General features: G+C 70.7%; 16 protein-coding genes. 8 read left to right on the forward strand and 8 right to left on the reverse strand.

The genetic code is table 11. The features are described from left to right. Positions 1–4 precede the first annotated feature (4 nt). Positions 5–1,681, reverse strand: a complete 1,677-nt coding sequence (locus QR77_RS21110; protein ID WP_040023608.1) for a DUF4331 domain-containing protein — start codon at positions 1,679–1,681, stop codon at positions 5–7. A gap of 439 nt (positions 1,682–2,120) precedes the next feature. Here QR77_RS21110 and QR77_RS21115 point away from each other — a divergent pair, with 439 nt between their 5' ends. Next, complete coding sequence (locus tag QR77_RS21115; RefSeq protein WP_078876970.1) at positions 2,121–3,800, forward strand: high frequency lysogenization protein HflD; 1,680 nt, start codon at positions 2,121–2,123, stop codon at positions 3,798–3,800. Positions 3,801–4,013: 213 nt separating this feature from the next. On the opposite strand, the gene QR77_RS21120 is transcribed toward QR77_RS21115, so the two are convergent. Genes QR77_RS21120 through QR77_RS21130 form a run of 3 tightly spaced genes read right to left on the reverse strand, consistent with a single transcriptional unit; the run spans position 4,014 to position 6,859 of the window. Next, the gene (locus tag QR77_RS21120; RefSeq protein ID WP_040023610.1) at positions 4,014–4,706 is read right to left on the reverse strand and encodes a response regulator transcription factor; all 693 of its coding nucleotides are present in this window, start codon (positions 4,704–4,706) and stop codon (positions 4,014–4,016) included. 4 nt (positions 4,707–4,710) lie between these two features. Beyond that, positions 4,711–5,949: a histidine kinase gene (locus QR77_RS21125; protein ID WP_040028383.1), complete on the reverse strand. Its 1,239-nt coding sequence runs from the start codon at positions 5,947–5,949 to the stop codon at positions 4,711–4,713. Between the two features lie 28 nt (positions 5,950–5,977). After that, a complete protein-coding gene (locus tag QR77_RS21130) occupies positions 5,978–6,859 on the reverse strand; it encodes a type II CAAX endopeptidase family protein (protein WP_052488951.1) in 882 nt (293 codons plus the stop codon). Between the two features lie 666 nt (positions 6,860–7,525). On the opposite strand from QR77_RS21130, the gene QR77_RS21135 reads away from it, so the two are divergent. Continuing rightward, positions 7,526–8,926 (forward strand): amino acid permease, encoded by a 1,401-nt coding sequence (locus QR77_RS21135; protein ID WP_236710753.1) that lies wholly within the window; start codon positions 7,526–7,528, stop codon positions 8,924–8,926. A gap of 522 nt (positions 8,927–9,448) precedes the next feature. Here the strand turns inward: QR77_RS21135 and QR77_RS21140 are convergent. After that, on the reverse strand, positions 9,449–9,952 hold the full coding sequence (locus QR77_RS21140; protein ID WP_052488952.1) for a MarR family transcriptional regulator: 504 nt from the start codon (positions 9,950–9,952) through the stop codon (positions 9,449–9,451). 88 nt (positions 9,953–10,040) lie between these two features. On the opposite strand from QR77_RS21140, the gene QR77_RS49820 reads away from it, so the two are divergent. Both QR77_RS49820 and QR77_RS21150 read left to right on the forward strand, forming a co-directional pair. Then, on the forward strand, positions 10,041–12,569 hold the full coding sequence (locus tag QR77_RS49820; RefSeq protein WP_173476326.1) for a CU044_5270 family protein: 2,529 nt from the start codon (positions 10,041–10,043) through the stop codon (positions 12,567–12,569). Between the two features lie 365 nt (positions 12,570–12,934). Next, the gene (locus tag QR77_RS21150) at positions 12,935–14,026 is read left to right on the forward strand and encodes a hypothetical protein (protein WP_160310939.1); all 1,092 of its coding nucleotides are present in this window, start codon (positions 12,935–12,937) and stop codon (positions 14,024–14,026) included. A gap of 553 nt (positions 14,027–14,579) precedes the next feature. Here the strand turns inward: QR77_RS21150 and QR77_RS21155 are convergent. Then, positions 14,580–15,113, reverse strand: a complete 534-nt coding sequence (locus QR77_RS21155; protein ID WP_040023612.1) for a TerD family protein — start codon at positions 15,111–15,113, stop codon at positions 14,580–14,582. Between the two features lie 485 nt (positions 15,114–15,598). On the opposite strand from QR77_RS21155, the gene nhaA reads away from it, so the two are divergent. Together nhaA and QR77_RS21165 are read left to right on the forward strand one after the other, a co-directional pair. Beyond that, a complete protein-coding gene (nhaA, locus tag QR77_RS21160) occupies positions 15,599–16,909 on the forward strand; it encodes a Na+/H+ antiporter NhaA (RefSeq protein ID WP_052488953.1) in 1,311 nt (436 codons plus the stop codon). 74 nt (positions 16,910–16,983) lie between these two features. Next, positions 16,984–17,937, forward strand: coding sequence for a DUF389 domain-containing protein (locus QR77_RS21165; protein WP_040023613.1), 954 nt, complete (start codon positions 16,984–16,986; stop codon positions 17,935–17,937). A gap of 94 nt (positions 17,938–18,031) precedes the next feature. Here QR77_RS21165 and QR77_RS21170 read toward each other — a convergent pair whose 3' ends face one another. Both QR77_RS21170 and QR77_RS21175 read right to left on the reverse strand, forming a co-directional pair. Beyond that, positions 18,032–19,546, reverse strand: a complete 1,515-nt coding sequence (locus QR77_RS21170) for an alpha/beta hydrolase (RefSeq protein ID WP_040023615.1) — start codon at positions 19,544–19,546, stop codon at positions 18,032–18,034. A 55-nt stretch (positions 19,547–19,601) separates the two neighbouring features. Further along, a complete protein-coding gene (locus QR77_RS21175; RefSeq protein WP_040023617.1) occupies positions 19,602–20,081 on the reverse strand; it encodes a hypothetical protein in 480 nt (159 codons plus the stop codon). 177 nt (positions 20,082–20,258) lie between these two features. Between QR77_RS21175 and QR77_RS21180 the strand changes: the two genes are divergently transcribed. Both QR77_RS21180 and QR77_RS21185 read left to right on the forward strand, forming a co-directional pair. Continuing rightward, the gene (locus tag QR77_RS21180) at positions 20,259–21,467 is read left to right on the forward strand and encodes a histidine kinase (RefSeq protein ID WP_040023619.1); all 1,209 of its coding nucleotides are present in this window, start codon (positions 20,259–20,261) and stop codon (positions 21,465–21,467) included. Then, complete coding sequence (locus QR77_RS21185; RefSeq protein ID WP_040023621.1) at positions 21,464–22,069, forward strand: response regulator transcription factor; 606 nt, start codon at positions 21,464–21,466, stop codon at positions 22,067–22,069. The genes QR77_RS21180 and QR77_RS21185 overlap by 4 nt, the downstream gene beginning before the upstream one ends. Positions 22,070–22,074: the final 5 nt, after the last annotated feature.

Consider the following 22,074-nt stretch of genomic DNA (forward strand, 5'->3'; position numbering starts at 1 on the left):
CGGGTCACGCCCGGCCGTGGCGCCGTCGGCGCAGGGCCAGTCCTCCGGCGCAGGCCAGCAGCGCGCCTCCGCCGATGGCGGTGTAGGCGACGACGGGGGAGCCGCCGCCGAAGGCGTTGCCGCCGAAGCCGGCGTTGACGCCGCCGCCGGGGTGCAGCGAGTCGGCCTGGTTGACCGCCGCGGTGTTCGGCAGCGCCACGTACGGGAAGGTCGAACCCGGCTGACGGTAGGGGGTGTCCACACGGTCACCCGTGGCCAGCCCCGGCACGATCTTGCCGGTCTGCGCCGCGCCTTCGAGTGCCTGGAGCTCGATGTCGACGACATCGTCGTTGAGCCTGCGGCCGTTGGGGAAGCCGCCCAGGTCCTGGGCGAGTACGCCGAGCCGGTTGGGGTGGGCGGTGGGCTTGACCGACATGTTCAGCCGCAGTTCCTCGGACGCGAGGAACGCGCGCTTGTCGGTGTCGGCGTTCAGCAACTGCGAGTTGAGGTCGGCCTTGATCGGGCCGCACGCCTTGCAGATACCGGTCAGGAAGATCTCGACCAGGTCGTTGCGGGGCGTGGCCGGTGCGGGGATGCCGTAGATCTTCTGGATGAGCTTGGGGACGATCGGGTCCTTGACCGCGTTCACGACCGGGGTGACCGTGTGGTCCAGCTCCGGCGGCAGCGCGTTGAAGGCGTCCTTGTACTTCAGGGGTACGACGACCTCGTTCACGAGCGGGTTGCCGAGGCGCGAGACCTGGTGCCAGCCGGCCGGGCCGCCCTGGTCCGGCGTACGCGGACCGCCCCCGGCCGCGCCGTTCGCGGACCCCGCCGCGGCTTCGAGACCCTTGCCCTGTCCGCCGGAGACGTCCGCGCCCTGCCGGTCGGTGGTGGACCACACACCGATGACCGGATTGCGCCTCGGGTCGCCCTTGAGGGCCAGTGCCTTCTTGGGGACCTGGAGCGCGATGGTGTTGACGTTGTAGCCGGCGAGCGTGTTGTGTCCGGTCTCCTTGAGGTTGCCGCCGTAGAGCAGATCGAAGATCCGCAGGTCCAGGAAGAACGGATCGGACGCCTGCCCGGCGAAGGTCCGCCCGCCGCCCGGCAGTGACACGAGGGCCTGCTTGCGCAGCGACGCGTAGTCGGGCATGGACGCCCTGCCGACGTTCGACGGCGCGGCGGGGGCGTCCTTGACCAGTGCCTTCGTACGGCCGTGCGCGTCTGTGACCGTCAGGGTGTACGTCTGGCGGAAGTTAAGCGTCGGGTCGTCGAGCGACTTCACGACGCCGGTGTTGTAGAGGAACTGGTTCGCCGAGTCACGGGTGTGGTCGGTGAACTTCCAGGTGTACGTGGTGTCGGGCTTGCCGTTGCCGTCCGCGTCGATCTTGATGTTGTAGCGGGCGTCGTTGGCGAACGGGTAGAAGTTCGGCCCGCCGTTGGGCTCCTCGAACGGGATCCAGTTCGCCACCAGGGTGACCGTGTCCGGCCTGTCCGGGCTGGTGAAGGCGTAGACGTCGGTGTTGTCGGCCCTCGGGTCACCCGAGCTGAGCGGGGCCTCCCGGTGGCTGGAGGCGGAACTGACGCCGGGCGCGAGACCGGTGACCGCGGCGGCGGTCAGCAGGGCGAGCGCACCGACGGACGCGAGAGCGCGCTCGGCATGTCGGGGGCGGAGTCGTGGACGTGAGAGGCGCAAGGCCTGCATGGGCCATCCGTTTCCGGTGAGGCCGCGCACGCGTCCTTCGGACGGGTGGGTGCGGCTGAAGTGACGGTCACTCGAAGTCCCATGGGGACCGGGGCTTCGCCGATCCCTGGAGCGGCCCTCAGCGAAAAATGTCCGCCATGCGACTTAAGCTATGAATACGGCACCATGGCCGTGAAGGGCCCGCAACGCGCCTGCGCCGATCGGGGCAGGGCACTTGGCGGACACGCGGTCACCCACTCGGCCGAGGCGGCGGCGCACCGGCTGACACTGCGCCAACCCGACGTCCGTACTGATCTGTTCGGGTGAGCGGGTCCGGAAGCCCGGGGCCCCGGGCTTCCGGACCAGGTACAGATGTCTTCACCGTCCGGCGGACAGGGCCTGGAGGCCCTCCACCCCGTACGAAGAAGCCCGGCGACGCCGACCGCCCTTGGAGGCATCCATGAGATACCGCCACCTCGTGGGGCGCGCGGCGGCGGTGGCGGCGGGCGTCGCCTGTCTGCTGGCGGCGGCCGCGCCCGCCGTCGAGGCCCACCCGCTCGGCAACTTCTCCGTCAACCACTACAGCGGCTTCACCCTGTCCCCCGACCGGGTCGACGTCCTCGCGGTCACCGACAGCGCCGAGATCCCCACCCTGCAGAACGCACCGCGTGTCGACACCGACGGCGACGGCACACAGAGCGCCGGCGAACGCGGCACATGGGCCAGGGCCCGGTGCGCCGAGACCGCGGGGAAACTCGCCGTCACCGCACCCCGGCGGCTGAGCTGGACGATCCGCTCGGCGACCTTCGCCTACACGCCGGGCCAGGCCGGTCTGCCCACCAGCCGACTCGAATGCCGGCTGCGCGCGCCCCTCGACCTCGGGAACGGCCCGGTCACCCTGCACGTCACCACCGGCGCCGACGCCGGCCGGGTCGGCTGGAACGAGATCACCGCGAGGGGGACCGGGACCCGCCTCCAGCGCTCCACCGCACCGGAGACCTCGCCGTCCGACGAACTCCGCGACTACCCCCGCGACCTGCTCACCGCCCCGCGCGGTGATGTCACGGCGCAGTTCACCGCCACCACCGGTGACGAGGGGTCAGCCACGAGCGGCGGCCGGGCCACCGTGATCGATCCCGGAAACGGCCTCACCGCCCGCGTCGAAGCGCTCTCCCAGCACCTGGCGTCCCTCGCGGGCGCGCGAAGCCTCACCGTGCCGGTGGGGCTGCTGGCCGTCCTGCTGTCCATCGTGCTCGGCGCGGGCCACGCGCTGCTGCCCGGCCACGGCAAAACCGTCATGGCCGCCTACCTCGCCGGCCGGCGGGGCCGTACCCGCGACGCCGTCACCGTCGGCGCCACGGTCACCGCCACCCACACCGCGGGCGTGCTCGTCATCGGCCTCTGCCTCACCGCCTTCTCCTCCCTCGCCGGCGACACCGTGCTGAACTGGCTCGGCGTCGTCAGCGGCGCGCTGGTCACCCTGGTCGGCGCGAACCTGCTCACCGACGCCGTACGCCGCTCACGCCCGAAGCCGACGCTCCCGCACGCCCCGCATCCGTCACCGACGCCCTCCGCGTCTCCGCCCGCGCTGGTCGGGGCAGCAGGGTCGGCGAACACCGCGGAACGGGACCACGTCACCACCGCGTCGCACGCCTCTCTCGCCCACCCGCACCCACAGGCGACGCCCAGCCACCACGCGCACGACCATCCCCACGACCACGCGCACACCAAGACCCACCGGCACGGCCTGTTCGGCCATCACCACAGCCATGGCCCCACCGACACCCCCACCCCCACCGAGCCGGAGCCCTTCTCCACGCGCGGCCTGATCGGCCTCGGTATCGCGGGCGGCCTGGTACCGAGCCCCTCGGCACTGGTCGTACTCCTCGGCGCCATCGCCCTGGGCCGCACCGCCTTCGGCGCGACACTCGTACTGGCCTACGGCCTCGGCATGGCGGCCACCCTGACCGCGGTCGGCCTGCTCCTCGTACGGCTCGGGAACCGCGTCACCCGCCTCGACAGCTATCCGCTCTCCCGCTGGGTACGCCGCATCACGCCCTACACCGCGCTCCTGACCGCCGCACTCGTCCTCGTCGTCGGCCTCGGGCTGATGATCCGGGGCCTGCCAACCGTCCTGTAACTCCTGTAAGCCCGGTAACCCCTGTAACTCCGGCAACTCCCGGAGACCCGAGACCGGTCCCCGGACGTCGTGGCCGAACGCACTGCTGAAGGAACCGTGCACCCGGTGCGGGTGCGAACCGCCATGCTGGGCGAAGCCGACCACGGCCGACGAACACGGGCGGGGGCTCCGGCCTCTGATCACGTTCACGCGCGCACGCACGACCGTGCCGGTTCACGGCGTACTGGACACCAGTCCGACCCGGTAGGCGAGGACGACGGCCTGGACGCGGTCGCGCAGGCCGAGTTTCGCCAGGATGCGCGACACATAGGTCTTGACGGTCTCGGGCGTGATGAACATCGCCGCGGCTATCTCCCCGTTCGAGAGCCCCTCGGCGATCAGTTGGAGCACCTCCAGCTCGCGGGGGGTCAGCGCGCGTACGACGTTCTCCCTGGCCGGCCGGGACGTGTCGGCGGGCCGCAGGTGTTCGGCGAAGTGGCCGATGAGCCGGCGGGTGACGGTGGGGGCGAGCAGCGCCTCTCCCCGGGCGACGGTCCGGATACCGTTCACCAGCTCCGCCGGGGGCGCGTCCTTGAGGAGGAAGCCGCTCGCTCCCGCGCGCAGCGCGTCGTAGACATAGGCGTCGACGTTGAACGTCGTGACGACCAGCACTTTCGGCGCGTTCTCGGCGTCGGGGGCGGCCAGTTGCCGGGTCGCCTGGATGCCGTCGAGCAGGGGCATCCTGATGTCCATCACGACCACGTCGGGGTGCGACCGCCGCGCCTCCCGCACCGCCTCGTGCCCGTTCCCGGCCTCCCCGACGACCTCCATGTCGGGCTGGGCGGAGAAGATGGTGACGTAGCCGGTCCGTACCAGTTCCTGGTCGTCGCAGACGAGCACACGGATCGGTTGTGGCGCGTCGCTCACGGGGTCACTCCTGAAGGGGCTCGGACGGATTGGACGGAATCGTCGCGCGGACCTCGAACCCGCCCTCGGGCCGTGGACCGGCCCTCAGTTGACCACCGAGCATCCCCACCCGGGTACGCAGCCCGGCCAGTCCGCGTCCGCCCTTGTCGGCGGCCGGCTTCCGCGAGAGGGGTGCGGCGACGGGGCCTTCGGTGGTCACCTCGATCCCGATGTGCTCCTCGCCGTGCCGGAGCAGGACCGATGTCGGCTTCCCGGCCGCGTACTTCATGGCGTTGGTGAGCCCCTCCTGCACCACCCGGTACGCGGTCAACTCCACGTCCACGCCCCGCGGCCGGCGCTCGCCGCGCTCGCCGAACTCGACCGGCTGACCCGACCTGCGGGCCTGCTCGACCAGGTCCGCCACCCGTCCCAGCGTGGGTGCCCGGCCCGTTCGCTCGGCCCGCTCGGCATCCGCGGACGCGGACTCGCCGGTCGCCTCCAGCACGCCGAGCAGGTACCGCAGCTCCGTCAGCGCCCGACGGCCCGTGTCGCTTACGGCCGACATTCCCTCGCCGGCGCGTTCCGGCGCGGACGTGAGCACGAACTGCGCCGCGTCAGCCTGCACCACCATGGACGTCACATGGTGGGTGACCACGTCGTGCAGCTCGCGGGCGATCCGTGCCCGCTCGGCGGCCATGGCCACCTCGGCGGCCAGCCGCCGCTGCTCCGCCTGTTCCGCCCGCCACACGCGGACCGTACGCCCCACCAGCCAGACCGCGCCCAGGGCCAGATAGAACGTGAGGTAGTCCGGGATTCCCTGCGGTGAGCCGAGGATGTGCAGGACGACGGCCAACACGGCGTAGCCCAGGCTCACCACAGCTATCAGACCCTGGCGGAAGCGGACTTGATGGGCCCCGGCGGAGTACAGGGCCAGATACAGCCCCACACTCCCGAACGTCGTCGGGAACCCCAGCGCCTGGTGCACGGCGAACGCGCCCGCGACGACGCCCAGAGTGGCGGCGGGCCACCGTCGGCGGGCGGCCAACGGCAGGGTCTGGGCCAGCACCAGCCCGACGCTCAGCACGTTCGCCGGCCGCTCGTGCAGATCACCGATCTGCCCGCCGATCTTCGACAGGGTCGGTACGAAGGCCAGCACGGTGAGCACCAGCGCGAGGATGCCGTCCTTGAGGGAGGCGCCCCGGTCTTCCCACCAGCCGAGGGGCGCCCGGAACAACGCGAGTCTCCGCGGTACCTGACGAGACATCACTTCGGTTTCCTCCACTCGTCCGTTCTCAGCCTCGGGTCTCAGCTGCGGCTCGCCGTCCGGGCCGAAAACCACCGCTCCGGCGGGCGAGAGAGAACATCCGGAGGGCCAGCAGCACACCGATGACAACGGGCACGATCGACGTCTCCAGGCCGAAGCCGCCACCGGTCAGCAGGGCGGAGCCGTGGACATCGACGGTGAACAGCCCCTCGGGAGTGTGTCCGGAGACCGGGATGCCGAGCAACTGCTCCGCGAGGTTCCAGGCGAAGTGCAGGCCCACGACGAACCAGATGCTACGCCGCCACAGGAACGCGGCTCCCAGCATGACGCCCGCCTCCAGAGCGATCGCGAGCGCGCTCCACGCATCGGCCCCCGGGGCGATCAGGTGCGCGGCGCCGAAGATCAGCCCGGTGACCGTGACGGCGACCCGGCTGCCCCACAACTGCTCCAGGGCCTGGAGGGCGAGACCGCGGAACATCAGCTCCTCGGTGACCGCGGCGCCGGCCTGCACGGCCACCGCGGACGCCACGACCGGCAGGAAGCCGTTGCCCGCCCAGGAGAACGAGTAGCCCCCGAACACCGTGATCAGGAGGGCGGAGACAAGGACGAAGGCCAGACCGATCCCGCCGCCGAGCAGCACCTCCCGGCCGGCCCCGCGCCGGGCCAGCTCCGGTACGGGACGTCCGGCGACGCGTCGCATGACCGCCCAGTACACGGCCAGCGCGACCACCGCGCCCAGCACCGGCACCGGACCGGGGCCGGTCGCGGTCAGCGCCGAGACCAGGCCGACGCCGACGATGCCCGTCAGCATCCAGCCGAGCGGAGAGCGGAGGGCCCGGCCGAAACGTCCGCCGCTCCCCGCGTCCGGGCCGGAGCCTGTGTCGTGCGGTGTGGTGGTTGTCTTTCCCACGGTGGCCTCCCAGGTACTGGTCGCACCTGCCGGCGACCTGAGGACTACGCTAAAAAACCGCCGACGTCCGCGAATCACCCCCGCATGGACGGTTCCTGTAGCTCGCACGGGGGATGTGCGCCCGCGCCCACCGGCTCCCACCGGCTCCGCCACGAGACGCGGCCGAGGCACGAACCACTCGTCCCCAGGCGGATGTTCGACGAGATGTCCGCTCAGCGTCAGGCGGTGAGTCCCTCGACGGCGAGCGCGGCCACCCGCCGCTCGGCGTCGCTCAAGGAAGTCAGGCCCGCGGTGGCGGCCGGCGGCTCCGGCAGGGCCGCTGCCTGGTTCAACGACCTCCGTTGGAGCAGCGACCCCGCCTTGCAGTCGCCGGCCACGGGCCAGGCGCGCCGCGCCAACGTCGCGCCCGGTCGGACTCGCCCAGGGCAACTCGAAGCGGTCGCCGCATTCTTGGGGCTCACCGGGTTCGGGCCGGTCTGTACGGTGAGATCAGCTCGGACAACCCCGGTCCCACCGGCCGCGCCCTGTCCGCGCTCCTGGACTGGCCCCCGCCGTCACCGAACTGGATCACCCTGTCGGCGCAGCGTTCGGCGCGCATGAACGGTCCGTTACGGTGTGCCACGCAACCTGGTCGGGGGATACCCGCCCCGTCGATGGGACGTTCCTATGACACACCAGCCCCCGACAGCCCCTCCTGCGGTCTCCGGCGCACCCACCGCCCGCCGGCCGCCTCGGCGGTCGGTGCTGTTCTTCGCTTTCGCGTTCGCGGTGATCGCCGACCCGGTCTCCTCGGTCGCCTACGCCATCGAAGCGGCCCTGCGCGCACTGCACGGAGACCTGTCCAGGCTGGTGCCGACCATGTCCCTGGTCGTCGGGCTGGTCGTGCTGGTGACCGCGAACTACTGGCAGTTGGTTGCCCGCTTCCCCAAGGGAGGCGGCGCCGCAGCGGCGGCCGGCCGTGCCTTCGGACCGCAGTGGACATTCCTGCCGATCGGCGCCCTGGTCGTCGACTTCGTCCTGACCATCGGCGTGTCCATCTCGGCCGCGACCAGCGCGGTGATCGCCCTGGCCCCGGGCGTGGCACCGTGGCGGATCCCCTTCGCGCTGCTGCTTCTGGCCGCTGTGGCCGGGCTGACCTGGTTCGGGCACCGCGGGCGCCTGCTGTTCGCCGTGATGACCGCGGTGTTCGTCGCGGTCGCCGTGGCCGTCATCGTGCTGGGCTTCACCGGCCCGCACACCCACGGCACCGCCCCCTCGACCCCGCACCCGGGCGGACCGCCCGCCGTGTTGGCGATCGTGCTGGCCTTCCCGGTCGCGATGGCCCTGGCCACCGGTATCGAGGCACCTTCCACCGCGATCGCCCAGCTCGGACAGCTCGACGACACCGCCCGCCGCCGTTTCGGCCGCGGCACCCTGGCCCTGCTGCTCGTCATTGTCGGCGGACTGACCCTCGCGCTGGCAGCCCTGGCCACCCGGCTCCACACCGGCCTGCCCGCCCACAACTCCACGCAGATCGCCGACATCGCCCACGCCGCGACCGGGCCCGGCTGGCTCTACACCGTCTTCCAGCTCGCCAGCGCGCTTCTGCTGCTGGCCGCCGCGTCCTCGTCCTTCCAGGCCGGCCCCGGCCTGCTCAAAGCCCTCGCCGGCACCGATGGGCGCGCTGGGGTACTGCCCGCATGGCTCGGCCGCACCAACCGCCAGTACACCCCGTACTGGTCCGTGCTGGTCTACCTCGCAGCCGCCGCCGTCATCATCCTGGCCGCCGCCGGGAAGGAGCAGAAACTCGTCCTGTTCTACGCGGTCTCGGTCTTCGTCAGCTTCCTCGTCGGCCTCATCGCCATGACCCGCTTCGCCCGCACCGAACACCACCCGGCCCTCGCCGCCCTCAACGCCGTCGCGGCCACCGCGGTCGCTTTCACCCTGGTCATCAACCTCGCGCGCGGCTGGCCGCTGCTGTCCCTGGCCGCCACCCTCCTGATCGCAGCCGCCCTACGCCTGCGCTGGACCCGCGCCGGCCGCCCCAGCGGCCTCGAAGACATCGAAGCCCACTCCGAAGGCGGGTGACCCCGGGGCCGATCCAGGAGGGCGGCGGCCCTCCTCACGTACCTCGCGCGCCGTTGTCGGTCCGCCCGGTCAGTTCAACTCCCCTCGATCACTTGGGCTCTGACAAGTTCTCAGCGCGTCCGGGGACTGTGCAGACCGGAGCACACCGGTCTGGAGACCGTTGCTTCCGCCACCGGCCACCCGCCGCTTGCTTCTGTCCCTCGCCTCCGTAGGGGGAGAGGGCGGAGACTGCTGGGGGCCGACGAGGCGATGAGGGACTTGGCCGCCGCGGTGGACGAGGTCCTGCTGGGTCTCGGCGAGGACATCACCAAGGTTCACAACCAGGCCTGTTGGCAAACCGGATCTCGTTCGAGGTGTGTGGCGCAAGGTTTCTTGAAGGCCGGGGCGCGTCACGCCAGTCGTACGCCGTCTGCCCCACGGCAAGGGCCGCGCCCTGACGGGCCTGGACAAGGGGCACGCCGAGACCTCGATGCTCGCCCTGCACCTGCCGCCGGATGCCTCGGTCGGGCGGCGCTGAAACCGTCAGCGACCGTCGATGGCCGCCGCCAGGACCCGGAGCATCTCGTTCGCTTCGGTCAGATGCTGCTCCGCGGGGCGGAGCAGGTCCGATGTCTTCCGTGTGACCCGCTGCGCCGTCGCCTTGACGACCTCGCGGCCCTCCTCGGTCAGTGCCACCCACGTTCCGCGGCCGTCGGAGTCGTTTTTGTCACGAACCACCAGACCCCGCTTCTCCAGCCGGCGCAGCGCGTTGCTCGTCCCTCCCGAGGTCAGGACGGAGCGCCGGGCGAGATCGGTGGGGCGGAGCCGGGCGTCGGGCAGGGCGGACAGAAGAGTCGTCAGGATGTCGTACTCGGCCCGAGCCAGGCCGGCGGCGGCGAGCTCGGGTTCGAGGACCCCGTTGAGCATCCCGGCAATACGCACGACGCGCCGCATGAACTCCACCGAGCCCGACGTGAGCTGGTCCGCGGGCACGGCCGAGCGCAGGGCCGAGTCTTCGACGCTCGCGGGTTTTCTGTCGGCTTCCACCGCTCCAGATTACCACATTTGCTTCTCCAGAAGCTTGTGATATAGCTTTCAGGAAGCTTTCTCGGAAGATAATGGAAAGGTTGTCCCTGTGCCCAAGCCATCGATGCGAGCGGTCGTCATCCGGATCACCGTCCTCGCGCTGGTGAATGTGGGTCTGCCGACCCTCGCGTTCATCCTGCTCCCGCCGTGGGTCGGCGTTGTACCGGCTCTCGTCGTCGGGACCGCGATCCCGGCGCTGTTCGTCCTGATCCAGTGGCCGATCCGCAAGAAGCTCGACCCGATCGGGGCCCTTGCGGCGGTCGCTTACGGCATCGGTCTGCTCGTCTTCGTCGCGAGCGGTGAGAATCCGTTCGTCCTGAAAATCCAGGAAGCCGTGCTCGTCGGGCCCGTCGGCATCGTGCTGCTGATATCGGCGATCGCCAAACGGCCCCTGCTGATGACCGTGATGCGCTACGCCAGGCGACGCAAGGGCGAATCACCGACACCCGCCAACGACTTCGAACGCCGGCTCTGGCAAGCTCCGACAGCGGTGCTCGGAAGCGCCCTCCTGGTGAACGCCCTCACGACGATCACGCTCGCCTTCACGCTCTCCACCTCCACCTTCTTGATCATCCACAAGCCCGTCGCATTTCTGATCACGCTCGCCGGGATCGTGATCGCGGTCCTCCTCGTGAAGCGCCGCCTCGCGGAAGTGGGAGCGTGGGCCGGCAAGGCCCCGAAGCGAGTGACGACGACCATCACCGGCGTGCGCGTCTTCGACGGAACACAGCTCACCGAACCCCAGGACGTCTCGTTCTCGACCGTGTTCGAGAACGGCGATCCAGCGGTCCGTACGGATGTCGTCGTGGACGGCTCCGGTGCGACACTCCTGCCAGGGCTCATCGACGCGCACACCCACACCGTGCGGGGCCGCGACGACCTGGCATCCCTCGCCCGGTGGGGCGCGACGACGGCCCTCGACATGGCCACCTGGCCGGCACCGTTCGCCCAGGCCATGCGGCATCAGCCCGGCGTCGCCGACCTGCGCACCGCGGGCACTCCCGCCACCGGTCCGGGCGGCCACCACGCCGGGCTGCCGAACTTCCCGAAGGACGGCCTCATCGCGTCACCCGACGACGCGGCCTCGTTCGTCGCGCGCCGGGTCGAGGACGGCGTGGACTACGTGAAGATCATCCTGGACGGCCCCCCTCCGGCGGGACTCTCGGTCGACACGGCGAAAGCCGTCGTCGCCGAGGCGCACCGGAACGGTCTCCGAGTCGTCGCGCACGCCGCGTCGCTCACCGCCTACCGCGACGCGGTGGCCGCCGGCGTGGACATCCTCACCCACGTGCCGATGGACGGACTCCTCGACCAGGACGACATCGAGGGGATCGCCGGCTCGGTGGCCGTCGTTCCCACGCTCGTGATGATGGAGGGAATGGCCCGGACGCGGGAAGACGCGGATTACGCCTCGGCACGCGAAAACGTCCGCCGCCTCCACCGGGCCGGCGTCAGGATCCTGGCCGGTACGGACGCCAACGCCGCGCCCGGGATTCCGTGGTCACCCCCGCACGGCGCCTCCCTCCACCACGAGCTCGAACTCCTGGTCGACGCCGGGCTCACCCCAGCCGAGGCGATCGCCTCGGCCACCACCCTCACGGCGGACACCTTCGCCCTCGGAGACCGCGGACGCGTCGAAGTGGGACTACGCGGCGACGCCGTGCTGGTGCACGGCGACCCCACCGCCGACATCGGAGTGACGCGCGACATCACCCATGTCTGGATCGAAGGAAACAGGATCAGCGGCGCGGGCGAACCGCCGTCGGCGCAGGCGCAGGCACCGGTCGAAGGGGCCGTGCGGGAGGACTCGGGCCAGGCTCCGCGCCACGACGCGCGGAAGGATGCCGTGGTGACGCCGTACTGGAAGCGCCGAGGCGTCATCGCGGTCGTCGCGGTCCTCGCGGTCGCGGCCGGCGTGGTGGTGACGCACGGGAACACGGACGCGGGGCCCGCGGCGGCGCAGCACGGAACGCGGGCGCAGTCCGCGTCGGGCTTCCTGAACGACGTCGCCGAGGTCGCGGCCACTCAGCCGACCGGCTCGGGGAAGTACTGGAAGACCCACCTCAAGACCATCGACGTGTACACCTCGCGGTCCATGCAATCCACCTACGTCGTCGCGGGCAAGACTGTCCGCGAGGGGAAGTCCCCCGGCTGGAGGATCGGAGCGAGGCGCCTCGGCTGGAACGCCCTGGACCACCTGCCCACGAACCCGGCGTCGCTGGTCCGGCAGATCGAGAACGCGAGGAAGGACTCCGTGCAGGAGAACGAGGACACGGGCACGCTCGGCTTCGTGCAGGCGAGCACCCTGCTCGCCAGCGCTCCCGCCAGTCCCGAACTGCGCGGCGGGCTGTTCAGGGCACTGGCCCAGGTGAAGGGTGTGAGCGTCGTCGGCACCGTCAAGGACAGCGCCGGGCGCAGTGGGACGGAGTTGGCCTTCCACGGGGGCGTCGGCACCACCGAGGTGATCGTCGACCCGAAGACCAGCACGCTCCTGGAACTCGTCGCACCGTGGCGAAACGAGAAGGACCAGCGCCGGACGACCTACCTGTCCGCCGGCCTGACCGACAGGATCGGCTGACCGACGACGCGCACACCACCCGGGACCGGCCCGGCCCACCCCGGCGCCGGGACCCGTTGGAAAGCGTGCTGGGGGCAACCCCTCACTTGTCCGAATCTCGTAAGTGAAGCAATAGCCGGGAGGCTGGCATGTACGTGCTGGAAAACACCGCGGATCCTCACAACGGGCCGCAGAGAGAACCTTCGCGCCGCCGGTTGTTCGCCCTGGCCGGAGGCGCGGCTCTGACCGTACTGGGGGCTGCGGGCTGTGCCCCGGACGGAGGCGACGGCCCGCACGGTCAGGCCTCCGTGAACGTGTCCGACTCCCACTCCGTTTCGCCCTCCTCCGCGTTCTCGGCTTCGCCTTCGCCCTCCGCCTCGACCCCCGTGAGTCCGGTGAAGGCGCCGCCCGCCACCGCCGAGCTCGCCGCCAACGTCAACGAGAATCTGGACCAGATCAACTTCGAGCAACTGAAGGCTGTTTCGGCCACCTGGATCCGGGGCTTCTACCCGATGGAGAACGCGGACCAGGGCGGCGTCGCGACCCAACCCGGTCCCGCGAAACTGCTCACGGCCGCCACGCACGGCTACGGAACGGTCCTGAACCTGAAGTTCCAGTACGGGGGTGTGCCGATACCGGTGCCCGGCACACCGGCCATGCGGACCGCGCTCACCCGTCTGGACAAGGTGCTGGCGGCGACCATGAACCGGGTCGACATCGTGGCCATCGGCAACGAGCCGTTCCTGGAGGCGCGCGCGGCGGACAGCCGGAGCTCCCGCATCAACGACTTCTACGAGGCACTCGCCCAGCACGCCGCGCAGTACCGGCAGAGCCACTTCGGGTCGAACAGCCGCACGAAGATCTACATGGGCGCGCTCACCCACCTGGACGACCCCGCCTCGCAGACGGCCCAGACGCGGCGCTGGATGGCCTTCACCGCGAAGACGCAGTCCATCGCGGGCGTCGACATCCATCCCCATGTCGGTGCTCCTTCCGGCGTCCAGAAGTACCTCGACTACGTGCTGCCGTCGCTCCGCGCCGACCAGCGCTTCCTGGCGACCGAGTTCTCCCTGGTGCAACTCTGGAAAGCGCACCTGAGCGACCCGGTCGACCCGCACTTCGCGGCCGCGCACGGCATCAAGGCCGGCACGCCGATCTGGCAGGTCGTCAAAAACACGAGCGCCAAGCCGTTCACCGAGAAGGTGTGGAACGCCTTCCTGCTCTCCAACTCCTGGTACGCCGACAACCGCACCTTCCTGACGGAGCAGATGGAGCGCTTCCGCAGCACCGGGAAGCTCGCGGTGGCGGGCTACGGGATCACCCAGAACAAGTCGGTGGTGCGGAACCTCGGGCCGCAGAGTCACCCCTGGATGTTCAACAGCCTTTTCTGCCCCTTCACATGCGAGCCGGAGGCAGGCGGCCTGCCCGCGGAGAACACCACGTGGTGCCCTGAGTTCCGCGCGGACCAGCACCGCTGAAACCGGACAGCACCATCCGGAACGCCCCCGGCGCCGGCCCAAGTGTCGCGCACCGCAACCGGATCTCGTTCGAGGTGTGCGGCGCGGGCGACTGTCTGGACGGAGGTACGGGTGCGGCCGCGGGCATGAAAGAACGGGCCCCTTGGTAGTGACACGGTGACGGATGCGGAGTGGGCCGAGGTGCGCTCCGAGATGCGCCACATCCTGACCGACGCCGAGGGCCTGCTCGTCGAGGTCACCGTGACCACAGCGGACGTCCACGACTCCAAGGCAGCCCCGCCCTGCTGGAGACGTTCATGGACCGGCCGCGTCCACGTCTCCACCGGCGGCACCCACCTCTTCGACCGCCTCGCCACCCCACCGGGACCAAAGCCTGGGCCGACAACGGCTACACGAACAAAGCCATCGAGCACGCCGCAACCCACGGCATCGACCTCGGGATCGTCCAACGCCACCCCACAACCAGAGGCTTTCCGTCCAACCACGACGCGGGATCGTCGAACGCACCCTCCGCCATGGCGCTTGTGGCACCCGCCGGCCGCGTCACCGACGGTCAGGTGTGGTGGACGGTGCCCATCTCGATCATGAAGCCTGTCGGATCGTTGTCGGATCCCCGGATCATTTCGTGCAGTTTCCAGTCGCCGGAGTCGTTACGGGTGAACTCGGCGAGCGTCGTCGCGGTCGCCCCGGCCACGCCGGAGAAGTCGTCGGTGAGCAGTTCCTCGTAGCCCTCAAGGATCAGGACTCCGGCGTTCGAAATGTCGCCGAACGTCCGGGGAACCGGCTCCTGGTGGATGACCACGCCCACGACCACCCTCGCGTAGGCGTTGGACAGACGGCCGAACTCCAGGGACATCGCCTCGACGAATCCGAAACCCTGACCGGTCTGGCTGTGACGACTCATGTTGATGGTGCCGTCGGGCGAGCGGCTGTCGTAGTGCACGAGGTAGACGGGCTTGCCGAAGGGGTCGTCCGTGGAGTAGGTCGCTGCGACGATGTCGAGGTGGCGCGGGGGCTCGCCCAGCGGACTCGGGTCCCACTTGAGCCGTACCTCGACCTTGCCCAGCGCTTTACCGCCTGCCCCCACTGAACGTCCCCTTCCGTGAGCCGCCTGCGCGGAGCCTTCACATGTCTTCAAGTATGTCCTCCGACCTGCCTCTTGATGCCGCCTTAACGTGTTCTTTGTCTTCAGGCGTCACGCAGGGTTAAGGAGTCGCGCTCAGGCGTGAATCTGTGGAGTGGCGGACGGCTTCGGCGATCTCGCGGACACGGGGCAGGTCGCGGTAGCGGCTGAACAAGCGCTCACCGGGGCACGTGGAGCGTGCTTCCTCACTGGGACGTGGGCGCCAGCGGTGCGGGGCACGCGTACGGGCCTCGTCCCTCTCCCCGCTGCTTACGCGCCCTCGGCGGAACGCCGTACACGACGACGTCCGGGCGTCATCCGGTCGGAGGCTGGGACCGTGAGGCGTTGGGCAGGGGCGAAGCGTTAAGGATGCGTTAGGTTGATGGTGGTGTGCCGGGAAGTCTGGTCGGCGAGTTCTTCTGTCTGCCCTCTTCCCCTGGGAGCCGTCCATGGCCGCCACCCCGCCGCCCTCGCGTCCGTCCGTGACGCGGCTGTTCACCCGTCCCACTTGGCGCAGTGCGCAGGCCACGGCGTCCGCGTTGCGCAGTGAGACCGTCGGTGGTCTGTTGCTGCTGGCCGGTGCGGTGGTGGCGCTGCTGTGGGCGAACTCGTCGTGGAAGGCCGGTTACGCCACCTTCACCGACGCGTCGTTCGGGCCGGGCGGGCTGCATCTGCATCTGAGTGTGGCCCAGTGGGCGTCGGACGGTCTGCTGGCGGTGTTCTTCTTCGTCGTGGGTCTGGAGCTCAAGCGGGAGTTCGCCGCCGGGGACCTGCGCTCCCCGCGCCGGGCGGCCCTTCCGATCATCGCCGCGGTCGGCGGGATGATCGGTCCCGTTCTCGTCTATCTCATCGTGAACACGGTGATGGGCGGGGGGACGCTGGAGGGCTGGGCGGTGCCGATGGCCACCGACATCGCGTTCGCCGTTGCGGTCCTGGCCATCATCAGCACCCACCTGCCCGCGGGTCTGCGTTCGTTCCTGCTGACCCTGGCCGTCGTGGACGACCTTCTCGCTGTGGTGGTGATCGCCGTGGCTTTCAGCGACCGCATCAGCCCCTGGCCGCTGCTCGGCTCGTTCGCGGTGATCGCCGTCTTCGGTGTGCTGGCCCGTCGCCGCATCACTCACTGGTGGCTGCTGGGACCGCTGGGAGTCGTGGCCTGGGCGCTGATGCACGCCTCCGGTGTGCACGCGACGATCGCCGGAGTCCTGCTCGGCTTCGCCGTCCCCGCACTGGCCGGGCCCGGTGAAGAGATCAGTCTCTCCGAGCGGTTCGAGCACCACTGGCGGCCCGTCTCGGCCGGGGTCGCGGTCCCGCTGTTCGCCCTGGTCTCGGCCGGAGTCTCCCTGTCCGGCGGCCTGGGAGCGACCCTGGCCGATCCCGCCGGTCTCGGCGTCGGCCTCGGGCTCGTCCTCGGCAAACTCGTCGGGGTGTTCGGCTCGACCTATCTGCTGGCGCGCTTCACCCACGCCTCCCTGGACAGCGAGCTGTCCTGGTGGGACGTACTGGGCCTCTCCCTGCTCGCCGGGGTCGGCTTCACCGTCTCGCTCCTGATCGGCGAACTCGCCTTCGACCCCGGTACCGCTCGCGAGGACCACATCAAGACCGCCATCCTGCTCGGCTCGTTGACCGCGGGCGTCCTGGCCGCCGTTGTCCTGCGCTGGCGCAACCGCGTGTACCGCCGGCTGTGCGAGGCCGAGACCGTCGACGCCGACCACGACGGCATCCCCGATGTCTACCAGGCCCCGCCCGACCGCGCCTGAACCGTACGGTCCCCTGCCGGTGTCCGGCCGTACCGGCGTCCGGGACCGGCAGGCGGGGCGGCACAATGGCTCGCGTGTTGCATGTGCGAGTGATCAGTCCTGCCGCCAGTACCGACGAGGTGCTGCGGATCGCCGACGAACATCCGGCGATCGTCAACGTGATCAAGATAGTTGGTGCCGCCCATGCGCCCAGGGGCGACTTCGTGGAGTTCGATGTCGCACGCGAGGCCGCCAACGGCGTACTCGATCAGTTGAGTGCTCTCGGACTCAAGGACACCGGCGCCATCACGGTCGAACAACTGGACCTGTCCATCTCCACGGCATCCGAGATGGCCGAGGAAGTGGCGCCCGGAGACCCGGACGACGCGGTCGTCTGGAAAGAACTGGCCGCCCGGACCGCGACCGATACCCGCGTCACCTGGGGGTTCCTGGCATTTCTCGCGCTCGCGACACAGATCGCCGCGATCGGCGCCTTGCTGGACCAGCCCATCCTCATTGTCGGGGCGATGGTCCTGGGACCGGAGTTCGGCCCGGTGGCAGCCATCTGCTTCGGACTGATGCGAGGCGACTGGCGGCTGATCGGCGTGGCCGTGCGGGCACTCGTGATCGGCTTCACCGTGGCGATCGCGATCACGCTGGCGTGCACGGCCGTCAGCCGCCTGCTGGGCTGGATCACCCCGGGCATGCTGGACAACCGGCCCCTGACCGACTTCATCATCCACCCGGACAAGTGGTCGTTCATCGTGGCGGTACTCGCGGGCATCGCGGGGATCCTGTCCCTGACAGCCGGGAAATCATCCGCGCTGATCGGCGTCTTCATCTCCGTCACCACAGTTCCCGCGGCCGGCAACATCGCCGTGGCCGTCGCGCTGGCCCACTGGCACGAGGTGGGCGCCTCGTTCGTACAACTCGGCGTCAACCTCGCCGGAATGTTCATCGCCGGCACCCTCACCCTGCTCGTGCAGCGCACCCTGTGGGCCCGCTACGGCATGCACATGACCCCCGCCTCTCGCGACAAGACCGCCTGAAGCCGCCTCGTCCCGGCGATCGCGACGATGCCGCACGGGACACACCCGGCGCCTCGTGACCGGCACCGGTGAGAAGTCCGGAAGTTGCCAACGATCACGGGGTGGCCGGCTGTGCGGGGCAGTACGTGTCGTGCCGGGGCCGCTTCCCCGCGACCAGGTAGTCGGTCACGGCGTCGTTCCCGCAGGCATTCGAGCCCGTCAGCCAGGCCACGTGCCCGCCCTGGTCGATGGTGACCATCCGGGCCCGGTCACCGAGGGCCCGGCGCGTCCGCAGCGCCCCGGGCAGCGGGGTCGCCGGATCGCGGAGGTTCTGCACCATCAGGATGTCGGTGATGTCGGAAGGTCCCCGATCGGTGATCTTCACCTTCGGCTCCGCGGGAGCCGGCCAGAAGGCGCACGGCCGGATGTTGGCCGTGAACGCGCCGTACATCGGGTGGCGTACGCGGTCGACCGCGACGTTGTGCTGATAGGTCGCGAGGGCCGTCGGCCAGCGGGAGTCGCCGCAGATCACCCCGAGGTAGGCGGCGGGGTAGTTGTCGCTGTACGCGACGCCGCCGGTGCCGTCGCCGCCGGTGTCGTCGGAGCCCGGGGGCGGCTGGTTCGTGTCCAGGGCGTGCCACGTTGCCGCGAGCCCCGCGAAGTCGCTGTCCGCGCGGAGCAGCGCCGCGGTGACGACGCGGAAGGTCGTGCCGTCGTAGCTCTGTACGGGCTTGTGGTCGAGGCGCGCGGCGAGTTGGAAGTACTTCTCGCGTACCGCGGCCGGTGTGCTGCCCAGGTGGTACTCCTGGGGTGCGGCCGCGGCGAACTTCGCGAAGTCGGGGAAGCGGATCTCGAAGCCGGCGCCCTGGCCGCGCAGGGCCTCGACGTCGTAGCCCTCGGGCGGCAGGCTGCTGTCGAGCACGACGCGGTCGCCGCGGCGGGGGAAGAGGGTGGTGTACACCGCGCCGAGGTAGGTGCCGTAGGACTCGCCGTAGTACGAGATCTTCGGCACGCCCAGTGCCGCCCGGATCCGGTCCATGTCCCGCGCGGTGTTCGCGGTGGTGATGTACGGCAGCAGGTCCGCGGTCCTCGATGTGGCGCACTGTGCGGCGAGGCTCTTCGCGGTCGTGGCCTGCTCCGACACGTCGGCCGCGCCGCCCGGGTTGGGCGGGTTGGCCGCCACCTCGCCCTGAGTAGGGGTGAAGTCGCAGGTCAGAGGGGTGCTGTGGCCGACGCCGCGTGGGTCGAAGCCGATTACGTCGTACCGGTCGCGCACCTTCTCCGGCAGCTTCATCAGTGCGGGAACGGGCAGCCCGGGCAGGCCGGGGCCCCCGGGGTTGAGGAGGAGCACCCCGCGCTTCCCGGCCGGCTTCGCGCTCGCCAGACGGGACACCTCTACATCGATCGTCCGCCCGTCGGGGTGACCGTAGTCGAGCGGCACCGCGAGCCTCGCGCACCGCAGCGCCGCTTCGGTCGGGCTCGGGCACTCGCCCCACCGCAGCGGTGATCGGGACGGTGCGCTCGCCTGCGGCCGGGACGGTACGCCTGCCGTGGCCGTCTGCGAGATGCCCGAGGCCACCGCCGCCGCGCCCACCGCGACGGCGAGCGCCGCGAGCCAGGTCCTGCGCATGATTGTTCTCCTCGCTCCGAGAGGGCAGTGGGTGTCGGCACGCTCCGGCCGGGCGTCAGCCGCCCGCGAGGGAGGCGGACCGGACGGCCGCCGCTGTCCGCTCGCGCCGCCTGCGCAGCAGCACGACGACGAGCGCGAAGACCTGAAGCTCAAGATCCAGGCCCGGCAGGTCGGCGGTCGCCTCGGAGTGGAGGCGTCCGGTGCGGCGGATCGTGCCGGCGGGCTCACCGTCGCCGCCGAGCATGGTGTACTCCCGGTCCGCCGCCGCGGTCCGTCGGAACGGGATGACCCGCTCGCGGCACGTCATGTTCCAGCTTCGGCGTACCCGGTCCGTGGTCGCGACGGCGGTCCCGCCGGCGTCGAGCAGTTCGTAAACACCGCTGAAGCGGTGCGTGCGGACGAGGCGGTCGACCCCGTGCAGGGTGAACCGCGCGCCGACGCGGCCTCTGCTCAACGAGAACGTCGTCAGCGCCCGGCCGTCCTCGGCGAGTTCGTACTCCTGGCTCGGCAGACGGATCCTCTTCGCGTGCAACATGACCTCATTGCAGCATCGGGCCGCCGATCGGACCCATGCCATGTGTCATGCGTGACCGGGTGACATCCCGAACGGGGCCGCCGGTCACGGGCGGGCCACGCTCGCCTCCATGATCCATGCGCCGCTCCCCGCTCCCCGGGCCGCCGCTCGTACGTCCCGCGTCGGCCGGGCCGTAACATGACCGACGTGGGCGCACGCGATCCGGACGAGTTCTCTGCCGGCCAGTGGCCGGACTGGAGTTTCTGGAAGGACCGGTCGGACAGCCCCAGGGACAACGGCCGGGGCCGGGTGGCTGTTGCCACGGCCACGGGGCTGGCCTCCCTCACCTTGATCGCACGGGCCGAGGACATCGCGCACGGCACCGGACCTGCCCTGCTCACCTCGCTCGCGCTCGGACTCGTCGCCTGCTACGTCGTCGGCTGCGTGCTGGCGCCCTGGTACGGGCCGGTGGCGCTGCGACGGGGGCGGATCGCCATCGTGGCCGTGATGTTCCTGCTCGGGGCCGCACCGGCCGTGCTTCTCGCTTCGCCGTCCTACCTGACCGATCTGACCTTCGCGCTCTCGATCGGACTCATGCTGCTCCCGCTGCGCCACGCGCTGCTGCTCGGCCTCGCCACGGTGCTGGGGCAGATCGTCTGGATGCGTCTCGCCCGAGGCGAGGTGGCCTGGGCGCAGGTGGCCATCCTCGTCGGCGTGACCGCGGCACTCGGCACCGTCTTCGCGCTCAACTTCACGATCGGTCATCTGCGGGCCGCGCGCGAGCAGGTCAAGAGGCTGGCCGTGAACCAGGAACGGGAGCGGGTCGCCCGGGACATGCACGACATCCTCGGCCACAGCCTCTCCACGATGACCGTCAAACTGGGGCTGACGCGGCGCATCCTGGAGTCCTCCGGGGACGTGGCCCTCGCCGTCGGCCAGGTCACCGAGCTGGAGAACATGGCGCGCACGGCGCTGTCCGACGTGCGTGCCACTGTTTCGGACTACCGCACCCTGTCGCTGGACAACGAGCTCGCCGGCGCCCGCCTGGCGTTGCGTGCCGCCGGCGTACGGGTTGATCTGCCCGCCGCGACCGACGCCGTGCGCGCCGACCTGCGCGAGGTGTTCGGCTACGTGGTGCGGGAGGCGGTCACCAACGTGCTGCGCCACTCCGACGCCGAACTGTGCACCGTCCGCGTCGGGCCCGACTGGATCGAGGTCACCGACAACGGCGGTCCCACCGGCGGAGCGAGCGCCGGGAACGGGCTCACCGGCCTCACCGAACGGCTGGCCGCCGTGTCGGGCACCCTCGCACACGGGCCTGCCCCCGGCGGCGGGTTCCGGGTCGTCGCCCGCGGGCCGGCGCCGGCGATCCCCCTCGCAGCCGTGCGGGAAGCCGAGCCGACATGATCCGCATTCTGCTGGCGGACGACCAGGCACTCGTACTCGGAGCCCTCGCGGCCGTGCTCCGGCTCGAACCCGACATCGACGTGGTCGCCGAGATCGGCACCGGCACGGAGGTGCTGGCCGCGGCGCTGCGGACGGCGCCCGACATCGCGCTGCTCGACGTACAGATGCCCGGGCGGGACGGCTTGGCGGTCGCGGCCGACCTCCAGCGGGCGCTGCCCGGCTGCCGCACCATCATCTGCACGACCTTCAGCCGGCCCGGCTACCTCTCGCGGGCGATGTCCGCGGGCGCGTACGGGTACGTCGTGAAGGACTCCCCGCCCGAACAGTTGGTCGACGCGATCCGCCGCGTCCACTCCGGCCTGCGCTTCGTGGATCCGGCCCTCGCCGCGGCAGCGCTGGCCGGCGGAGCGAGCCCGCTGACCGGGCGCGAGGCGGACGTGCTGCGTGCCGCCGCCGAGGGGGGCACCGTGGCCGACATCGCCAGGGCGCTCCGACTGTCCCAGGGCACCGTACGCAACCACCTGTCGTCGGCGATCGGCAAGACGCAGGCCCGCACCCGCGCCGAGGCGGCCCGGCTCGCGGAGGCCAACGGGTGGCTGTGATGGGC

The organism is Streptomyces sp. 150FB (assembly GCF_000818195.1).
Lineage (GTDB): Bacteria > Actinomycetota > Actinomycetes > Streptomycetales > Streptomycetaceae > Streptomyces.